This window comes from Viridibacillus sp. FSL E2-0187 (genome assembly GCF_038006425.1).
In the GTDB taxonomy this organism is placed as follows: domain Bacteria; phylum Bacillota; class Bacilli; order Bacillales_A; family Planococcaceae; genus Viridibacillus; species Viridibacillus arvi.
Map to the genome: position 1 here is coordinate 3469759 of NZ_JBBOVG010000001.1, position 19911 is coordinate 3489669.

The window sequence follows — 19911 nt, forward strand, 5'->3', positions numbered from 1 at the left end:
TTAAGTATTTTTCATTTGCGATCGAATTCTTGGGTTTAAGAAAGCATATAAAATATCAACTGCTAAGTTTACAATCGAAATCGTGATAGCAATGTAGACAACTCCCCCTAATATAGAAGGAATATCTGGTACGAATTGTTTATCTACGATATAACTGCCTAAACCACTAATATTAAATACTTTCTCTGTTACGGCTGCCCCGCCTAGCATGCCACCAAACTGCAATCCGATAATTGTAATAATAGGAATGATTGCATTACGTAAAGCATGGTTGATAAATACTCGACTTGGCTTTAAACCCTTCGCCTTCGCAGTCACAATATACTCTTCGTTCACTACTTCTAAAATAGAGGATCTAGTCATTCGCGCAATAGACGCTGTTAACCCTGTCCCTAATACAATTACAGGCATTATGATTGATAACCAATCACCTGGAGAATACGTAGCTGGTAGTATGTGCCACTTTATAGAGAAGTTCAAAATGAATACAAGCCCTTGCCAAAAGTTAGGAATAGATAAACCGATTAAGGCGATAAACATAAAGCTATAATCCCAAAATGAATTGGTCTTCGCTGCTGATATCATCCCAACTGGAATCGCGATTACAATAGCCATTAATAATGACCAAAACGCGATTGTTAGTGTGACAGGGAATTTGTTTGCAATGCTCGCCATTACATCTTCATTACCTGTATAGGAATAGCCTAAATCTAACGTCAGAATCCCTTTTGTCGCATCCCATAACTGCACCCAATACGATTGATCTAACCCATATCTATGATCAAACTCTGCTCGCTGCTCAGCTGTTGCTGATTCTCCTAAAATATTTGCTGCTGGATCAGCAGGAGAAAAATGCAAAATGGAGAATACAAAGATAGTAACAGATATTATTACAAAAACTGTCATCACTAATCGTTCAAAAATATAGCGAACGAGTGGTCTAGCATAAATCATTAAGAACAAATACATAAGAATACCTGGTATAAAACTGACAACAACAAAGTTTCTATTTTGTAAGCATTTCGCAAAGAAGTGCTGATAGTTGGTGTTGCTTTGATCAGTTGTATCCAATTCAGCTTGCGCCATTTTTAATACTCTTTCATCTGCAAGCTTTGTTGCTTCCTCCTGCATTTCTTGTTCACTAATGGATTCATTGAAATATAGCTTTTTACTTCGATATTGTTCTTCATACCGATGAATCAGTTCACTATATGTAGAAGATTTCTTTATCTTTTCCATATGCTCAAATAGCATTTGCTCATATTGCGTGCTCTTATATTTTGTTTTATAAACGCACCACATGACGATATGAACTGGTAAACCTAACAAGAATATTATGTACTTATAAAAAAGGAGAGAGCTTAGATTGCTATAAACATTCTCTAAACTACCTTTTATCCGTCCATTTTTTATTTTCAGAAAAATCACTCCTTTAATCTTGATTATTCCTAGTAATTTAGTATACTATTAGAAACAAAGTATAAATTTTATCGTATTAGAAGTCAACATAATTATTTTAAATTTTCAGTAAGTGAGGAATTATTATATGGATAGTATTTTAAAGGTTGATAACTTACATATTTCATTTGTTTCAAATCACGAAGTTTTTGAAGCGGTTAAAGGAGTTTCTTTTGAATTACATAAAGGAGAGACTTTAGGAATTGTTGGTGAATCTGGTTCCGGAAAAAGTGTTACTGCACGTTCCATTATGCGTTTACTTCCATCTCCACCCGCTTTAATGACTGACGGCTCTATTGAATTCTCAGGAGAAACGATTTCTAATTTTACTGATCACGAAATGGAAGCAGTTCGCGGAAAAGAGATTAGTATGATCTTCCAAGATCCAATGACATCTCTGAATCCAACGATTAAAGTTGGCAAGCAAATCGATGAAATTCTAACAAAGCATCAGCAGCTTACTTCTAAAGAAGCGAAAAACAGATCTATTGAAATGCTGCAACTTGTAGGGATTAAAAATGCCGAAGAACGTTACAATCAATATCCACATGAATTTTCTGGGGGGATGCGTCAACGCGCCATGATCGCTATGGCTCTCGCTTGCCAACCTAAATTACTCATTGCTGATGAACCAACTACTGCGCTTGATGTAACTATACAAGCTCAAATATTGCGCTTAATGAAGAAAATGCAACAACAATTTGGTACTTCGATTATTTTAATTACGCATGATTTAGGTGTTGTTGCCGGTATGTGTGACCGTGTCGTCGTGATGAAAGAAGGTCAAATTGTTGAAACAAATACGACTGAGGAGCTTTTCGCTTCTCCTCAACATCCATATACAAAGAAATTGTTGAATGCTCTTCCCCGTATGGATGAAAAGAAAAAACCTAAAGGGAAACTACATTTACCAGCAGATATTAACCCTGATAAACCGCTTATTGAAGTACAAGATTTAAATCAGGTATTTCCACTTGGAAGTGGTCGTACTTTAAAAGCTGTCGATTCTATTAGCTTTTCAATCCAACCTGGCGAAACATTAGGTCTTGTTGGCGAATCCGGTTCCGGAAAATCAACTACTGGACGATTGCTATTACAGCTACAAAAAGCTACTCACGGAGAAATTTTATACAAAGGCATGGCTATTAATCGATTGAACAAGAAGGAAATGAAACAGCTGCGCAAAGAGATTCAGATTATTTTCCAAGATCCTTATGCTTCTTTGAACCCACGCATGAAGGTGTTGGATATTATAGGTCAATCTTTAGATATTCATCAATTATGTAAAACGAAAGCTGAACGTCTTGCACGTGTGGAGGAATTGTTAGAACTAGTTGGCTTACAAAAAGAACATGCGATGCGCTATCCACACGAATTCTCTGGCGGCCAACGTCAAAGAATTGGTATTGCGAGAGCTCTAGCTGTTAATCCAAAATTTATCGTTTGTGATGAGCCACTATCTGCACTCGATGTTTCCATTCAAGCTCAGGTTGTCGATTTACTTAAGGATTTGCAAGCGAAACTCGGCTTAACGTATTTGTTTATTGCACATGATTTATCGATGGTGAAGCATATTAGCGATCGTGTCGCAGTGATGAATGCAGGTAAAATTATTGAACTCGCAGACAGTGAAGAGTTATATAGCAACCCAATTCATCCGTATACGAAATCATTATTAGCTGCTGTACCTGTTCCTGACCCTTCTATTGAATCGAAGAAATTAAAAAAAGAAGCGGTAGAAGTACCACAATACGATTTTGACCAAAGTACTTTGCAAGAAGTGAAGCCTGGTCACTGGGTACTTGCGAGTAGCTAAATAGTGTATAGAATGCGTAGTCACTTAAAGGTGTGCCTACGTTTTTTATTGTGCTTTTTTACTAAAGAGTCAATCAATATAAAAAAAATGAATCATCCCATTATTAGTGTTTAAATAATTTTGGCATAATAGTTCAACTATGATTTCCTTCCTATTATAAAAATCGTGTAAAAAGAACTTCTACTAATTCCCTATACTTATTAGTATATTGAAGTAATAATAGCTTGAAATTAATCATCTTAGTCAAACCTGCATTCAATTCCTCCTACTCGCCAAATACTTCTGCTAATGGCATGTTCTTTTTACGTTACTTATTCCTTTATACAAAAAACCTAACCTCTCAGAGATTAGGAATTAAATTGTGCCTATTGTTTAAACTAACATGGCTTCATTATTAATTTGGGTATTTGTTTTGAATGTTATTTTTTACTGCCTCACTATTCGTATCACTATACATTTCTGTACCTTTTCCATCCGTTTTTGCAAGCATTGCTTTTACTTCATTATAAGACATGCCAGACTCTGCATTTTTTCTTTTTACCTCATCAATATCTGTTCCAGAAGACGTAAAATTGCCCTCGCCATTATTGTTCATAAAGACACCTCCATTTCGGTATGCCATTATGTTCCCTCAAGCTCAGTTTTTTATAAGTGAAATGTATGGACCACTAAATTCAATTAACCGTTTTTTTACTCTTGTCGACTCTGTGGTATTCAGATATTTGAATTACGCGAACATTACTTGTATGAAGTTCGTGGTATATGCCTCTACTATCGGTAAATGTAATATATTGCTCCCTTTCACTTTGAATGAGCTCTTCCGCTTTTTCTTGAGACTCGATATGGATAAACCTTCTAATATAATGCTCTTCATCAAAGAAGTATGTTATTTTGAATTCTTTCATGATCACAAATCCCCTTAAGTGTATTGTTTTGTTAATTGGTTTCGATTTTCTTTATGATGTGTAGAACGCCTTTATTGCATCCAAATCGCTATTAGCTTTAATTGATTTTTTTTGGCAAAGTAAAATGGATCCATGATTTATAAACTATATATATCTATTGTCCCTTTTAGAGACTAAAATCCCCCAATTCAGCATTGGAGGATTATTGTTTATAGTATCGGAATTGATATTTTCATTTGGTGATTCGAGTAATTGAGTTATTTAGTAATAGCAAGCTCTGTATATGCCCTTTTGGAATTTTTCGTTTTGCTCGTTAGTACAACATAGTATTTAGTGCCAGGTTTTAGCAGTTTGTTTGGTGTTAGTTTCAATTGTTGTTTTGCTGATTTTTGCACTTTAATTGATTGTTGTTTGCCACCAATTTGTAGTAGGGATACTTTAGCGTTTTTCATAGTGCTCCATTTCATTTTCGTACTGCTTTTAATGGTGATCGTTTTTTGAACTGTTGTTTGATTAATGTTCGAGAGTTTGTTATACCCTTTTAGTTGTTGCTTTAAGAAGTCTCGATGGCTATATTCTATTTCTTTACCGACTGGTGTTTTAACATTTGGTGTGATACCTTTTTTCTGTATTTTAGTGTTTTTTGGTCCCATGAATTCTCCAATGGTCAGTTTCAACTGGCTACCATCTTTTAAAGAAAATACTTGCTGCATAACACCTTTACCATATGTTGTTTGCCCATATAATTTAGCTGCTTTTTGATCTTTTAATGATGCTACAGTCATTTCAGAGGCGCTCGCTGAATTGCCATCCATAGTGATGGAAACAGGTGCATTCCATCTAATCTTTTGCTTTATCGGCTCTGTGTAGTAGGTTTCACTATCCTTATATTTAAACAAATAAGCTACTCGTGCTTTTGGAAACAAACCAATTACTTCTTCAGCCGCAGTAATGTAACCACCGCCATTACTTCTTAAGTCAAAAATCCAACCTTTCATACCAGGCATTGATTTAATAGCCTTTTGGATCTCTTTGCTACTATTCTCAGCATAACTATTCAGACGTATGTAGCCAATGTTACCCGCTAATTTTTCTGTTTCAACATTAGGTATGTTGATGACTTTACGGATTAACGTTTTCGTAAATGTACTATTCGTTTTTGAACGATATATGGTCAAAGTTACTTTTGTGTTTTCTTTTCCTGTAATGAGCCCAATCGTTGTTTGAACTGCTTCTCCCGCCAAATTCTTACCATCGACTGCCTTGATAATATCTCCTGGAAGTAAACCCCCATTTGCTGCGGGCCCACCCTTAATAGTAGTGATAATTTTCAATCCCTTTTTATGTTCTTCAATCGTCACACCGATTCCGACTAACTTCATATCAATCGAATTCGTAAAATCCTTATATTCCTCTTTCGTCATATAAACGGAATACGGATCAAGCTGTTTTGTTAAATCCCCGATTGATGTACTTTTTAATACTGATTCAGATACATTTGGGTAATAGTATTTTTTTACCAACTTCTTCACTTCATCCAATGATTCTGCAGCATAAGCAACCGATGTCGTAAAGAAAATGCATAAGGCAATAAGACTTGATACAAAAATTCGTAATTTTTTCATGGTATCCCTCTTATACTAGTAAGTTTATTATTAATTTTACCATTATATTGAAAATAAAGATAGTTATGTAATATTAATATTCTACGTCTTTTCACAATACACTATGTTAATGTGGATTTGCTTGAGTATTGTGGTGATACGTTGATAGCCTTGTATAAATTTAAAGACCTAAAATACCTTTTTGACGTTATATGTCCAATATTATAAAATAAGTAAATACATATTTTACAATAAAAGGAGAAATGACTATGAAGTTTTTGACGCGTTTTCTATGTGCTTTTGTACTGCTCTTTTCAATAATAGAAGTTGTAGTTCCAATTACTTCACATGCGCAGAGCATTAAAGTAAGCAAATCATTTAAAAGTGCTGCAAAAAAAGGCCAGCTTCTTGGTAATAAAGGCTATGTCGGTATGTCTTATAAAGAATTAAAGAAATCGGTACCTGGTAAAGCTATTACTGCCGAAGCTGTAAATGTCTATAATGCTAAAAGAGGCGGTACTATGTATGGATTTGAGCAATATAATCCACATACTGGTTCAATCTCATATAAAATTAAAAGTACTGATGATGTAGAGTACATTTCTAACACTTATTCTGGTCAATTAACACACAAACAAATGAAAAAATATTTCGGTCATCCTGTTGGTAATCGTACATATGGTACAAAAAACAAGCTTTATAAATCAGGTGTTTACTATATTGGCTTCCGTAGCTATAAAAGAGGGAAAAATTATATAACAGATATCGCGATTGGTACACGCGATATGATGGATTTAGCTGCATATTTTAATGGATACTAGTATCAAATAAAATAGTGGAATATAAAGTGATTTTTATAAAAAAATAGCCAGCGATTTTCACACAAATCGCTGGCTATTACCATTTATTTATTCACTTTCACAAGTTCCATTCGTCCGATATCAGATTTAAGTAATATCAACCCTATATTTTTAGCAAAATAATACGTTACATCGGTCGCACGTTCTTTAACTACAACACAGTTTTTATAAGTTCCTCCTTTTAATTTAACGGTCTTTTGAATACTTATTATTTTCGAATTGTTAACGATATTTCCATCAAAATCAGTCACTTTTAATACTTTTCCTTTTTTAGTTGGCACTTTAAATCCAGTATAAATCCAGTCTGAACTAGGTGCACCGACTAAAAATCCTGCCCTATTTACGTTATAGCTTAAATCAGGTAGTTTACTATTATTTGAAACCCATCCATCTATCGCTTTACGATATTTCAGTGTAGCTTTAGTCTTTGTACCATTTGATGTATTTTGATAAACAAAAGACCATTTTTTACTGCTTGGTTGATATTTTTTCATTGTGCTATATGGTAAGCTTTTCGCTGCTTGTGCATCTTCATGATTTATACAATAGAAGGCAACAAATGCTATAACAAATGTCATTATTATTTTTAAAATTTTATTCATGTTTCCCACCTAATTAAGTATTTGAATTGACTTACCCAATGTTTCCATAACAGACACTTCTACTCTTAATTTCTAGGGTAAGGACTTAACTTCATTGAATCGATACCCTACGCTTACCCACCTATTTATAGGTAATTCATATTAAACTAACTAATTAACCTTAACTGTTTTCACCTTACTTTTGTTTCCTGCTGCGTCTTTAGCGTATACTTTCAAAGTGGTGCCTTTCTTTTGTTTGGCAATTTTAACTGAGTACGTTCCTTTACTAGTAACGACTCCTTGCCCTAATAATTTAGTCCCCTTATATACATATAATTTTGCACTTTTCTCAGCCTTCCCAGTAATCATGATTGTTTTAGAAGTTACTCTATTTACGCTAGGTATAGCTGGCGGAGTTGTATCACGCTTGAAGGCACGGACTGTATATGGAATTTTATATTCTTGACCATCATATCTTTTAACCCTAATATAGTATATGCCTTTTTTCAAATTGACATTAGCAAACGTTTTTAACTTATTATGACCATACTGTGTATAGTAATATTGTACAAATGTTCTATTTGGATTGGATACCTCAATATAAAATCTAGCGTTTTTTGAATTTGTAATTTGTAATGCTACATTTGTATTTTTTGATAAATCTAAACGATAGTAATCAACATCATAATATGATCCAATAATACCTTTTTTAGAAGAACCTATTCTAAGTGAGTCCGCTCGAGATTCATCATCATTGTCCTCATTTTCAATCGCAGTCGATGCACTAAAATTCACTTTAAATGAGTATGGTATATTATCTCTATCACCTTCATATGTTCTTACTTTTAAATAATATGTGCCTTTTGGAAGACCAATATTAATAATATTACTCATTTTCTTATTACTATAATCAGTGGTCCATCTTTCTAATTCTGTTCTGCTACCTGAGTAAAGAGTAACTTCATATTTCGTTTGTAAACTTCGATTCATATCAATTTTTAATTCGCCACTTTTAGGTAATTCAAATACAAAATAATCTGATGAAAAGAAATCAGCAAAACCACGAACCTCTTTGTTTAAAGGAATTAAATCTGCAGATGAAAAATCATTATTAAATTCTTTTTCATAACTTTCGCTTGGATTAAAATCCAATTTTAATTTATATGGTATGCCTTCCCCTTGACCAGCATATCTTTCAACCTTTAAATAATATGTTCCTTTATCTAACCCTTGCGAAAATAAATTAGCCGTTCCTTTATTCACTCCATAATTTGTATAGTAACTTTCCATTTCATTCATACTCGCATTATATAATTTCACAGAATATTGTACATTTAAATGACGATTGATTGAAACATCCAATTTCCCTGCTTGGTCCAAAGTGAAGACATAATAATCATCATCATAGTTATCATAAAAATCACCATCTATTGTAACCGTATTTTTTGTAAGACTTATACTTTGTGCTGTCGAAGCGCTATCATTCGATTCATATTCACTTGCTGCTAATACATTATTCACATTAGAAAATAAGACCAAACCGATTAAAACACTAAAAATAGATATAAAACTTTTAAACAAAATATACACCTCCATAAATAATAATTCAATAATATCATATTATTTAAAATAAAAGGATATTTATTAGTTAATAGTATTCATAAAAACGATAGCAAACCGAGATATTACTCAGTGGGTTGATAAACTCTAATTACTCGGTTTTATATTTTACAGCTGTTCGATGACTTTCATGTTTGTAATTATTATTATCGGTTGAAGCGATGTATAGAATTCCAGCTTTTTCACTAGTTGTTTAACTGGTAGTGTGACACTTTTACCTTTTGAAGTTTTGCTCATTTTTTTCCTGCTACATTATTTACATTAATTCGTGGTTCCTTTTCAAGATTGTTTACTTCTTGCACTTTTAAAAGCTTTTTCATCATCATTCATGTTTAGTAATATAAATAGCCCTAATACCAGTGGTATTAGGGCTTATCATTCAACCATGTTTATGATATATATTTGAAATCTTATTTATTACGGCATATTCATAGAATTTTTGAAATTTCAACATCTTGTTTTTTTAGCGTAAGGTTTATTTTTTCACAATAATAGTTTTCGCTTTTCCAACATTACCTGCCTTATCTTTTGCATAAATAGATAGCTTTGTCTTGGCTTTCTGTTTCTTTATGCTTACTGAGAAAGTGCCTTTTTTACTTACTTTGGCTAATCCTATAACCTTCTTGCCAGCTTTTACATAGACTTTGGAGTTGGCTTCTGCCTTTCCTGTCAGCTTAGTAGTTACTGACTTAACTGTACTAACTGAAGGTACTTTTGGGGGAGTTTTGTCTACTACTGTGATTTTTTTAGATGTGCTGCTGTTTCCAGCTTTGTCTGCTGCTACCACTGTTAGGACTTTGCCTGCTTTTTGGGATTTAATCTTTAGTGAAAATTGCCCTTTTTTATTTGCATTTCCTGATACAAGTACTTTACTTCCTGCTTTGACCATCACTTTTGCATATGCTTCTGTTGTTCCCGTTACCTTCTGATCCTTATCACTTATTTTATGGACGACTGGCTTAGTTGGAGGAGTTTTATCTATAACAACTATTTTGGTTTCTCCACTTACTTTTTCAGCATTACTTACCGTAGCATAAAGGATTGTTCCTGCTTCAAACTTCTTATCTAACAAAATAGAAAAAGTACCATCAGCTTTTGCTATAGATTCTTTTATAAATTTCTTTTTGTCAGTAATCTTCACCTTAGAACCTTTATCAGCCAGCCCTTTAATTTCAAGACTTTCTGAAGTCACTACATATACTTCTGGTGCATTTGGAGTTGGCTTTGGATCAGTAGGAACTGTTGGACCTGGATCTGGTTCAGGAGTTGGTTCAACCGGTTTTCCGGGATCTGGTTGTGTAGTCGATGCAATCAATTTAAATGATGCTGTATTAGTAATACTCTTATCAGTCAACCTAACAGATACTGTATATAAACCGACTTTTGCATTATTAGTGTCGTAGTCAAAGCTATAGATCCCATCATTCGTTATTTTAGCCGGGCTATCTGTCAGTACCTTTTCACCTTCTCTATCTACAGTGACATACACATTCTCACTGCTAATAGGTTTATTATCAAGTAATACTTGTCCTGATACTATGACCTTTTCACCTATAGTATATTCTGATTTATTAGTATCTAAAGTAATTTCCTTTTTAGGTTTACCCTCTGTTATTACAATTGAAGCATAAACTGTTTGGGCACTATTTGCAGAAATTTGAATGCTATATGATCCATTACTATATTTTGCTGTATTAATTGTTGTTGAAAAATTCCCTTTTCCATCGATTTCAGAATCATTCCATTGATAAATTTCTATGGCTTTACTCTCTGTATTTTTCACTTGCATCATTGGAGAAGTTCCCTTCCCTGCTACCTGTCCTTTTAAAACAGTTCCAGAAACTTGTATCTTACTGCCAGCCGTATATTGCGCTGCATCTGTTTTGACCGTTAGTGTTACATTACTGTCCGCAAATGCTGGGAGAATTGTATTCAACATGATAAAGATAGTTACTATGAAGGTGACTAGGCTTTTGTTCAAAACACTCACTCCTATTTTAGTATATAAAAGAGGGAGAGGTAGCTATTCCCCTCTCACCTTTTGTTTCGATATAGCTTATTTGACTGTGAAGGACCCGACTTTTCTTGATTCAGCGAGTGGAATTGGGTTGTCATTGTTATCCCAGATGTACATTTCAACCTTATATTCGCCTTTATCAAACGTTTCTAATGGGATATCTACTCTAAAACGATTTTTGGATTTGCTATTTAACTTACTTGCACTTGCTTCTTTAAAGTATACGACCGCACCTTCTTTATCTTTGATCTGGAAGGCAACTGTAGGATTTGATACTTTTGATCCTCGGTTTTTGATATCTGCTTTAATGCTGACACTGTTATCAGGAGTAAAGCTAGATGCAACAGTTCCTTTTGAATCAGTAGTTGAGATAGACTCAACTGCTAAAGGATAATTCGATACAGTGAATTCAACAGTTTGCTTCTCTGAGTCTTTACTTTCAGCAGCACCTATTAACAGTTTATACTTACCGCTTTCAGCCAACTCGTTTGGTGTGAAACTACCAGTATACTTTTGCCCTTCTTTAGTTTCAAGAGTCGTTTCTTCTCCACTTGGGCTAATCACTTTTGCATCCCAAGTGATAGACTCAGAAGCTTCTGCTTGAATTTCTGCAGGATTATCCACTGTTACATCTGCGTTGCCATTTGTTAATTCTACTGAAGTTACAAATGCTGCAGGTGCAGGAGTACCTAAATAGATCGTAACGATTTTCTTAGTAATATGGCCACTAAGATCTTCTACTTGGAAAACAATATCATTTCTGCCTTCGTCTAATTGCAATTGAACTTTTTGAGCATGCGTCAATGACCTCATTTCAAAAGGTTCGTCGAACTCATGTGTAAACTCCTCACTACCGTTCACTAGTAGACGTAAGTCATCAAAGTTATCAGAAACTGTAACAGTAACCGTTGGATCCTCACTATCAGAATCAACAAAGTTATTTGTTGGAAGGTCTTTTACTGTAAGTGTTGGTGCTTCTGTATCAATTATTACTTGTCGTCTAAATTCAATTTTATTGCCAACTTTATCTGCACCTTCAATATAAACTTCATTGACACCATCTTTTGTAAATTCAATATTTGTAGCGAATTCATATTGCTTTGTTACATTGTTATACACTAAATTTACATCTTGTGAAGAAGGACTTAGTGTTTCACCTTTTATTTTCAAATAGTCCACTTTTGAAGCATCTGTTACATAACCTGTAAACGGTACTTCACGTGTATCATAAACTCCTAATGCCTCAGGAACATCAGAGACAATGTAAGGAATTGTGTTATCCCCAGGACTTGATACTTTTTGTTCACTATGGTTATATGCATAGTCATATGCCTTCACTGTAATATTCTTGCCATCATCCACTTTTCCAAGAGATACTTTAAAGTCATTTTTAGTACCAGGATCTATAGCACCTAGGTATTTATCATCCAGATATAATTCAACATATTGCAATCCACTTCCATTTTCATCCGTAGCATCGAATGAAAGGATGCCCGTTGTCTTACTATAAGATATGTTAGATACGACTGGTGCCTTGTTATCAACTATGATAGGAATCTTTGTTACTTGTTGTTCTTTTTCGCCAAAATCGATTTTTGTTTTCACTTGATAATAATACGTTCCATCTACAGCCACTTTATTATTCAGATTACCATCCCATTTTGTATAAGCCGGTTTATATGAGTATATAGAGCCGTTCGATTTACCATTGTGATACGTTTTTCTTTGTTCTTTGTCAGTCCGAAGTTTACGCAATGTTTTCCCGCTGGCATCGGTAATTACGTATTCAACTGTCTTACTATTTCGTAAGAATGAAAGTACTGGTGTGATTGAATCATTTTCACCATCTCCATTCGGTGAAATAGCAATTACATCTTTGTTAGGTTCTTCAGTGAAAGGATTTATACCAAGATAATAGCCTTGATCATCTACCATTCCTGCAGCACCATAGTAAGAGCCTGTATCGTAAATCATCGGATCTAATACTGGTGGTTTATTCCAGTCACCTTTAAAACCTAGGTAAGGAATAGATAAGTCAGGTAAAACGACATCTTGGGAATCATTTGTCAGTGTGATGAATCCTTCAACGAAGTAACCATTCTTTTGAATCTTCTCTAACGCTTCTTTAGCATTAGTTAGATCTATTTGAACTGTAATATCTTTAGACTGCCCTCCAAATAAGGTGACCTTCGGCGTATCAATTGTTACCTTCGCATTTTTAATAACTTGTTCCTTCAACTCATTAACTGCTGTTTCTCCTGAACCTGAAGTCGCATCAGTTAAAACAGATGCATTAACATTATAAGTAGCATCTTCATCGCTAAAGTTAGTTGCCGTAACAGTCATACTGAACTTATCCTTGCCAATTTCCTTTAGCTCCAATTTACCTTCTTTTGTGCCCTTTGCTTCGACGTAAACTGGCGTTGTAACAGCTGCATTCAACTGCATTATGCCAGCACCTTGCAAACGAGGTGAGTAAGCAATATTGTCATTTCCTTGTTCCTTAATAACCTTGGCTGTGTTCATTAAAAGTGTTTTTGCACGTTTTACTTTATCTGCACCTTTTAAATCTGGGAACGTTTCTTGTACCTTCTCCAGGACAAGAGCTGCTCCTCCTGAAACATGTGGAGCCGCCATCGAAGTACCACTCATGACACCATACTTATCATCATTGAATGTCGAGTAGATTTGTCCACCTGGAGCAGTAATTTCTGGCTTCAGCTCAAGACTTGGTGTTACACCCCAAGAACTAGAATCTGCCATTTTTCCTTTAGCACCATTAACAACTGTAGTCATTTTCCCGCTAAAGTTCACTTTACCTGTTCCACCTGATGCTTTAATCTTGGTTTCTAAAGTAGTTCCATCTGCTACACTTAATGAAACAAGTGGAATCTTTGGATTATTTAGTGCCATGTTAACGTAATCACCATGGGCAGCAGTCCCTCTAATAATGACACCTACTGCGCCTTCTTTTTCAGCTTGCACTTGAATCTCTCCATAGTTTGGATTTGCTGCAGTTCTTACTGCGAAGACTACTTTCCCCTTCACATCTTTGCCTTTATACTGAGCGGCACCGCCATCGCCAACGTAGACAACATCTTTTTCAACATTTTTTCCAAATACCTCTATAGGAATTGGAGAAGACTGCGTTTTATAAGCAATTGGTAGTGTTTCTGATCCAATTTTCAATGTCATTTGATCCAATGTGATCTTATCATTCTCAATAGAAGCTACTGAGATTGAATTGGTAGCCAGTCCAGGAGCACCGACTAATCCAATATCAGGATTAGAAGCTAACGGATTTTCGCCGTAATTGTAACTATAATCACCTGAGTTACCCGCTGAAATAGACATTAACACACCATTTTCAACTGCTCTTTCAACTGCTTTTTGCTCTAGACTATTCACATCTACAAAACCTGCAGTTGAACCTAAACTCATATTCAAAACATCTGCCCCAAGAATAATTCCATCATCAATCGCTTTGATATAAATATCTCCGAAAGTGGATGGCATCGCTTGGTCATTACCAAACACTTTAAGTGCCAATAATTGAGCTTCTGGAGCCACACCTTTAATACCATTACCTGTTTCGTCGCCATTAGCTCCTACAGTACCGGCAACGTGCATTCCATGCATCGAAGCATCAGGACCAAGATCACGAATTTCATTGTTTTTATCTGCATAATTGTAGCCATAAGGAACTTTTAATGAGTAATAATTCCCCGTTAGTTTATTTGTTTTCACAATGTCTTGCACTTTTGTTGATGATAATTTATGCTTTTCATCCGCTTTTAACGTCATGTCTTTGTGTTTACTATCAATCCCAGTATCAATGACACCTACAACCATGCCTTTGCCATTATAGCCAGCATTCCATGTTTGAATCGCTTCAACCATATCTTTACTAGAGATCATCGTAGGTTTTACAGATGGTCTTTCATACTCGTTCACAATACTTACTTCTTCAACGTTTGGTAGTTTTTCAAGTTCTTCAATTTGACCAAATTCAATTTCCCCACTCACTCCATTAACTACAGTTGTAAAGGTATTTTCAACATCGAAATCAATTTTCTCCTTTTTTACATCAGTTAAAAATTCAGCTTGTTCACTTTTTACACTAGCTTGTAATTCATTTTTCTTTGCTTGACCTAAATCCTTATATCTTATTCCTTTTTTTGTAGAGTAAGTAATAGCTGGCGCACCTTCCAACTCCACAACTACTCTGACGACATCATCGTTATTATAATCCTTGGTCGTTTCTTTAATTTTTTTATTTGATTTTTGAATCTTGATTAGCTTGTCTAAATTATTTGTTTCCGCATTCGCAAAATTAGTGCTAAAAGTTACATTTGAGACTGTTAATAAGCCCATCAAGCCAATAATTGCACTCTTTCTGAAACTCTGAATCTTTTTCACTCATTTCTCTCCTTTTCAAAAAACGAATTTGGTACAAACAGTTAAAAACTTTCTACTCTAAAAGAAGTTTATAAGTATAATAATTTCCAAACATACCTCAACTCGTATTTAACTAAGAATTACAGCAAGTTATAAGATAATAAAAAATATATTCACAAAAATTTAAATCTAGTTCTACAATCTTTTCTAAGTTAAGACTATAGATTACCTAAATACTAAAAATTCAGGAAATATTTTTAGCTGCCCTCCTCAAAGTAGTATTAATATGTATATACAAGTGCATCTACTATAATGGCCATAGCTACTTGTCTACACAATTTATAAACCTCCTTAGCTATGTATATTAGAGAGATTCACAAAACATTCACGAATATATTATTAATGTTGATAGTCTTTATCAGCTAGATAATTTGGTATCGAGCACGATATAATTTCGATAATCTATGGCGACAATATCTCTCACGAATCTTGTAATCTCTTAGTTACATCAATATCCTTTGGTGATGGATTGTCCTGTTTGAATAGATAATTATCATTTAAGCTACCAATATGGCAGATATTCAATTAAGTTGGCCCATCCTTTGTATTTAGACATATTACTTGGAAATGCTCTCTATCTAATTCTCCTAAATTTTAATAGCCCTCACACCAAATGGCATGGGGCTTGTAGAGTTCAATTGTTTCGTAGGCAATAACATTTAATGTAACTTGGTAGATATTCTTAGTGCCACCCCTTTTAAAAATCGTTCGTTGCTGTAAATAATGTGCTAGTGCTCCTTTACTTGTTGACCTCGTAAGCAATTACTTCATCATTCTTCTTCCACAGTTCAAACAAAACACCCGTTTCTTTGCAAATGAAATATGCTTCCCAGTGATTCCCTCTAATATCATCATGTGTGCAAAAGTAAGCACTAGTAGCTAGTTTTAAACATCATTTATTCTCCATTAAATGCATGTATCGTTCTAGGTCTGGGTGTTTTAAATCAATGACCTCAATTTCTACATTTGATGCTTGTGGGTACACATGAAATACCTGTCTTAGTTGTTTCGTAAACCATTCCCTCACAAAAATCTCTTTCATTTGGATTCTCCTTCTCTCTTCAAACCTTGAAATAGACGTGTAAAGCGATTACTTTTTGAACCCCTAACTTTCTTAGGCTCGTTTAAAAGTAATCGCTTTTTAGACGCTGTACGTTGGATTTAGAACACTCATGAATCTCCCTCCTAACTAAAAAGCTCTCATGTACGAATACATGAGAGCTAGAATTCAAGATAATAATATATATTTAAAAAGAGAATCCAAACGCTATGAAACAAAAAAACTCCCATCTTCCGAAGAAGATAGGAGTCTTTGAATCCGTTCGCCCAATAAGGTTTTGGAAAGGATTTATTTCTTAACGATTAAAGTGAAACTTTAATCCCTGTTTGGATGTCAGCTTTGTTGCCAGCACCATCAACAATTTTGTAATCAGTAGATGTAAGAGTTACACCATTTGAGAAATCTTCTGCTGTTAATTCTTTATCAACAGTAATTGTAACTTCTTTAGAGTTAGTTGCACCAGTTACAGTTGCTTTAGCAGTAACTGCTTTACCACCGATGTTTACAACATATTCTGTACCATTTGTTGCATTAACTTCTTCGCTTAATGTTACTTTAACAGTAGTAGAACCTGCATCTGCATCTTTAGCTTGTACTGCCGCTGTAGCTGTTACAATTACTTGTGCACCATTTAATGGAGTTTTAGTATCCGCAGTTACAACTGTTACACCAGCTAATGGTGCATCAGAAGTCCATGTATTTGAATCTGAATTGTAAGTGTAAGTTGCAGTTGCATCTTTAGTACCTGTGTAAGAACCACCTACTGTAGCATCTTCATTGTTACCAGTTGCTTTTGCAGGTTTACTTTCTACTGCTGCTGAAGCCTTCACAATGTTAGCAACTTTTACAGATTGAATAGTTGGTTTTACGTTTTCATTGAAAGATTTAGTTGCAGTAAATTCATCCATTACATTACCATTTGCAGCTTTGATACCAGTTACTTTTACAGTACGGTTACCAGTGTAGTTGTTTGAGCCTGAAACAAGTTTCACTGTTGCAATATTATTCTCAAACTCATCTTTTGATAATGTTACTGATTCAATAGTAGCTCCTGCTACATAGTAATTAGCTTTGTTTACTACAGTAGAATTATCAAGTTCTACAGCTTTACCAAAGTTTACAGTGAATGTATCATTGCTAGTAACTGTTACATCAGAAGCTGCTAATACAGGTTTAGAAGCATCTTTATCAGCACCACGAGTGAATGAGAATGCAGAAGTTTTAGCTTCATTTTTGTTACCAGCTACATCTGCAAATACGTCAGCTGCTAAGTCTACTGTGTAAACAGTATCTTTAACTAATGCTGAACCAGCAAATTTAACTTTAGATAATTCAACTGTATATTGAGTTGAAGAACCAGTTACTGCTTTTAAATCAGTTGCAGTAAATGTGATATTACCAGAAGTTGTTACAAAGTTTTTAACTGCTTTAGCTGACAATGTAATTGTACCTGAAGCAGCTAAAGTAGTATCTTCACTTGTAGTAAATGTTAGTACTTGGTTACCATCTTTGTTTACAGAAATAGCTGCTGTTGCAGTTGGTTTTACAGTGTCAGCTGCAAAGTTTACGATTTGGCTGAACGCTTTACCTTCTTCACCAGATAAATCAGCGTATGATTTGTCTGTTACTGATACAGTTGTTAAACCAGATACAGCTGAGTTTAATTCAACGATGTATTTTGTTTTATCAGTTTTATCTTGAGTTACTGATTTCACTGTTGAACCAGCTACAGATAAATCTGCTGCTGTAAATCCTTGAACTTCTTCAGAGAATTTGATTTCGAATTTTTTAGCATTAAGTGGAGTTACACTAGTAACTTCTGGAGCTACACCATCTTTAGCACCTTTTTGAACAGTTACTGTGAATGGTGCTTCAAGAACGTTAAAAGCAAAGTCTGTTTGTCCCGCAAATGAAACTGTAATATCTTTACCAGCTTCAACGTTTCCAGAGAATACGATCTTAATTGATGAACCGTCTTTTGTTACAGTCGCATCAGAAGATGGGATTACTGTACCATCAGCTTTTTTTACAACTACAGAGCCAAGGTCATTAATTGGTTCAGAGAAGTTAAAGAAGAATGTTGAAGCATTTTCTTTAGTGAAGCCTACATATGTTGGAGCTACTTTATCTTCTGCTTTAATAATTTTTGTAGAAGCTTCTACTTTATCACCAGCAGTTGTTTTTACTGAATCAGTAACATTGATAGTGTAGTCACCATTAAATGTTGAACCTGAAGTAATAGTTAATGATTTTTTGTCGTCAGATAATTCAGCTGTTAAGCCAGTTTCATTAACTTGACCTACTTTAGCAATTGTAATGTTGCTAAGAGCATCATTAGTACCGATTACAGTTGATTCATCGATAGATTTGTTGAAAGTAATTTTAATTTCTTTAGCGTTAATCGCCTCTACAGATTTAACTTTAGCGCCAACTTCAACACCGTTTTCAAATGCTTTTTCAACGCCATCTTTATCGTTGTAAGTACCATTAGCTAAAGCAGTATCGAAGTACCATTTACCTTCAAACTCTGTTAGTCCAACGTTATATTTACCATCGATAAATAGTTTACCCGAGTTTTTACCTAATCCAGTTAGTACTTTACCATTTTCGTACCATTTTTTAGAATCTCCTGAACCATACCAACCAGTGCCTTTTTTACCTGCTTTGTAATATGTTGTTCCAACTAAGCCTGTGTAAGCTTTACCAGATTTATAGTATGTGCCTTTGTATTCGCCAGTCGCTTTTTTACCAGCTTTGTAATAAGTTTTGTTTGCTACGCCAGTAAATGCTTTACCTGTTTTGTAGTATACGTTTTTGTAAGTACCAGTCGCTTTTTTACCAGACTTGTAATAAGTCTTGTTATAAACACCAGTAAATTTCTTACCATCTTTGTATAATACTGATTTGTAAGTCTTGTACCCTTTTACTACTTTACCTGTTTTAGCAGATACTAATTTACCTGTCTTTGATAATTTATAAGTAGCTGTAGCAGCTGAAGCTGTGTCAGTTGCACCAGTTACTGCAAATGATCCTGTTAATACTGCTGCACCGATTGCTAATGATGCGACAGGTTTTACGAATTTTAAGTTAAATTTACCCATTTAAAAAAATCCTCCCTTATTGGATATGATTAGCATTTTGCTGTTTTTATTAAGTCTTCAGCTAATCATGCTTAGCCTAATTATCGTCCATTAAAGAGAGAATTTCCACCCTTTTTTATGTAAAAGATTTGAATATGTATATTACTTTAATATCAATATGATTAATGTGTTAAAATTATCATTAAAAAACATCAAAATTGTCAATTTATTATAAAAGATATGATTATATTACAATTTTATTCTAAAAGTTAGTAATATAATACTAATTAAGAGGTTTGTTTATTAAAAACCTATATTAATATTCATAACTTACACGATAGTTACTTCCTTGTAACATTAGACACATACTTCAGGAAAATTTATCTTACCAATACTTGCTTTATAGCTATCTCATCTTAATAAATAAAGTGAGTTTCTTCCTATTATATAGA

Annotated in this window: 13 protein-coding genes; 2 read left to right on the plus strand and 11 right to left on the minus strand. The window is 34.3% G+C overall.

The annotated features are described in order from the left end of the window. Entirely contained in the window at positions 1-1329 is a 1329-nt protein-coding gene (locus MHH85_RS16885) for an ABC transporter permease (RefSeq protein ID WP_340707826.1), read from the minus strand. A gap of 217 nt (positions 1330-1546) precedes the next feature. Here MHH85_RS16885 and MHH85_RS16890 point away from each other — a divergent pair, with 217 nt between their 5' ends. Continuing rightward, on the plus strand, positions 1547-3274 hold the full coding sequence (locus MHH85_RS16890) for an ABC transporter ATP-binding protein (RefSeq protein ID WP_340707827.1): 1728 nt from the start codon (positions 1547-1549) through the stop codon (positions 3272-3274). 394 nt (positions 3275-3668) lie between these two features. On the opposite strand, the gene MHH85_RS16895 is transcribed toward MHH85_RS16890, so the two are convergent. The 3 genes from MHH85_RS16895 to MHH85_RS16905 form a co-directional block, all read right to left on the minus strand. Then, on the minus strand, positions 3669-3869 hold the full coding sequence (locus tag MHH85_RS16895) for a gamma-type small acid-soluble spore protein (RefSeq protein ID WP_340707828.1): 201 nt from the start codon (positions 3867-3869) through the stop codon (positions 3669-3671). A gap of 79 nt (positions 3870-3948) precedes the next feature. Next, complete coding sequence (locus MHH85_RS16900; RefSeq protein WP_053417842.1) at positions 3949-4179, minus strand: hypothetical protein; 231 nt, start codon at positions 4177-4179, stop codon at positions 3949-3951. Between the two features lie 257 nt (positions 4180-4436). Next, a complete protein-coding gene (locus MHH85_RS16905) occupies positions 4437-5804 on the minus strand; it encodes a S41 family peptidase (protein WP_340707829.1) in 1368 nt (455 codons plus the stop codon). Positions 5805-6052: 248 nt separating this feature from the next. Here MHH85_RS16905 and MHH85_RS16910 point away from each other — a divergent pair, with 248 nt between their 5' ends. After that, positions 6053-6604, plus strand: a complete 552-nt coding sequence (locus MHH85_RS16910) for a hypothetical protein (protein WP_340707830.1) — start codon at positions 6053-6055, stop codon at positions 6602-6604. Between the two features lie 83 nt (positions 6605-6687). Here MHH85_RS16910 and MHH85_RS16915 read toward each other — a convergent pair whose 3' ends face one another. From MHH85_RS16915 to MHH85_RS16945, 7 genes are all read right to left on the minus strand, one after another. Continuing rightward, positions 6688-7245, minus strand: a complete 558-nt coding sequence (locus MHH85_RS16915) for a hypothetical protein (RefSeq protein WP_340707831.1) — start codon at positions 7243-7245, stop codon at positions 6688-6690. A gap of 150 nt (positions 7246-7395) precedes the next feature. Further along, positions 7396-8805, minus strand: a complete 1410-nt coding sequence (locus tag MHH85_RS16920) for an Ig-like domain-containing protein (RefSeq protein ID WP_340707832.1) — start codon at positions 8803-8805, stop codon at positions 7396-7398. Between the two features lie 147 nt (positions 8806-8952). Continuing rightward, complete coding sequence (locus MHH85_RS16925) at positions 8953-9081, minus strand: hypothetical protein (RefSeq protein WP_340707833.1); 129 nt, start codon at positions 9079-9081, stop codon at positions 8953-8955. Between the two features lie 238 nt (positions 9082-9319). Beyond that, positions 9320-10825 (minus strand): Ig-like domain-containing protein, encoded by a 1506-nt coding sequence (locus MHH85_RS16930; protein WP_340707834.1) that lies wholly within the window; start codon positions 10823-10825, stop codon positions 9320-9322. A 75-nt stretch (positions 10826-10900) separates the two neighbouring features. Next, positions 10901-15280 carry a S8 family serine peptidase gene (locus tag MHH85_RS16935; protein ID WP_340707835.1) on the minus strand — a complete coding sequence of 1460 codons (4380 nt, stop codon included), beginning with the start codon at positions 15278-15280 and terminating at the stop codon, positions 10901-10903. Positions 15281-16211: 931 nt separating this feature from the next. After that, positions 16212-16361, minus strand: coding sequence for a hypothetical protein (locus tag MHH85_RS16940; RefSeq protein WP_340707836.1), 150 nt, complete (start codon positions 16359-16361; stop codon positions 16212-16214). Positions 16362-16681: 320 nt separating this feature from the next. After that, positions 16682-19480, minus strand: a complete 2799-nt coding sequence (locus MHH85_RS16945) for an Ig-like domain-containing protein (RefSeq protein WP_340707837.1) — start codon at positions 19478-19480, stop codon at positions 16682-16684. Positions 19481-19911 lie beyond the last annotated feature (431 nt).

Coding starts and splice junctions, on each gene's coding strand:
- MHH85_RS16915 (WP_340707831.1), bottom strand. CDS start 7,245: ATGAATAAAATTTTAAAAATAATAATGACATTTGTTATAGCATTTGTT.
- MHH85_RS16940 (WP_340707836.1), bottom strand. CDS start 16,361: ATGAAAGAGATTTTTGTGAGGGAATGGTTTACGAAACAACTAAGACAG.
- MHH85_RS16945 (WP_340707837.1), bottom strand. CDS start 19,480: ATGGGTAAATTTAACTTAAAATTCGTAAAACCTGTCGCATCATTAGCA.
- MHH85_RS16910 (WP_340707830.1), top strand. CDS start 6,053: ATGAAGTTTTTGACGCGTTTTCTATGTGCTTTTGTACTGCTCTTTTCA.
- MHH85_RS16890 (WP_340707827.1), top strand. CDS start 1,547: ATGGATAGTATTTTAAAGGTTGATAACTTACATATTTCATTTGTTTCA.
- MHH85_RS16895 (WP_340707828.1), bottom strand. CDS start 3,869: ATGAACAATAATGGCGAGGGCAATTTTACGTCTTCTGGAACAGATATT.
- MHH85_RS16905 (WP_340707829.1), bottom strand. CDS start 5,804: ATGAAAAAATTACGAATTTTTGTATCAAGTCTTATTGCCTTATGCATT.
- MHH85_RS16900 (WP_053417842.1), bottom strand. CDS start 4,179: ATGAAAGAATTCAAAATAACATACTTCTTTGATGAAGAGCATTATATT.
- MHH85_RS16925 (WP_340707833.1), bottom strand. CDS start 9,081: ATGAGCAAAACTTCAAAAGGTAAAAGTGTCACACTACCAGTTAAACAA.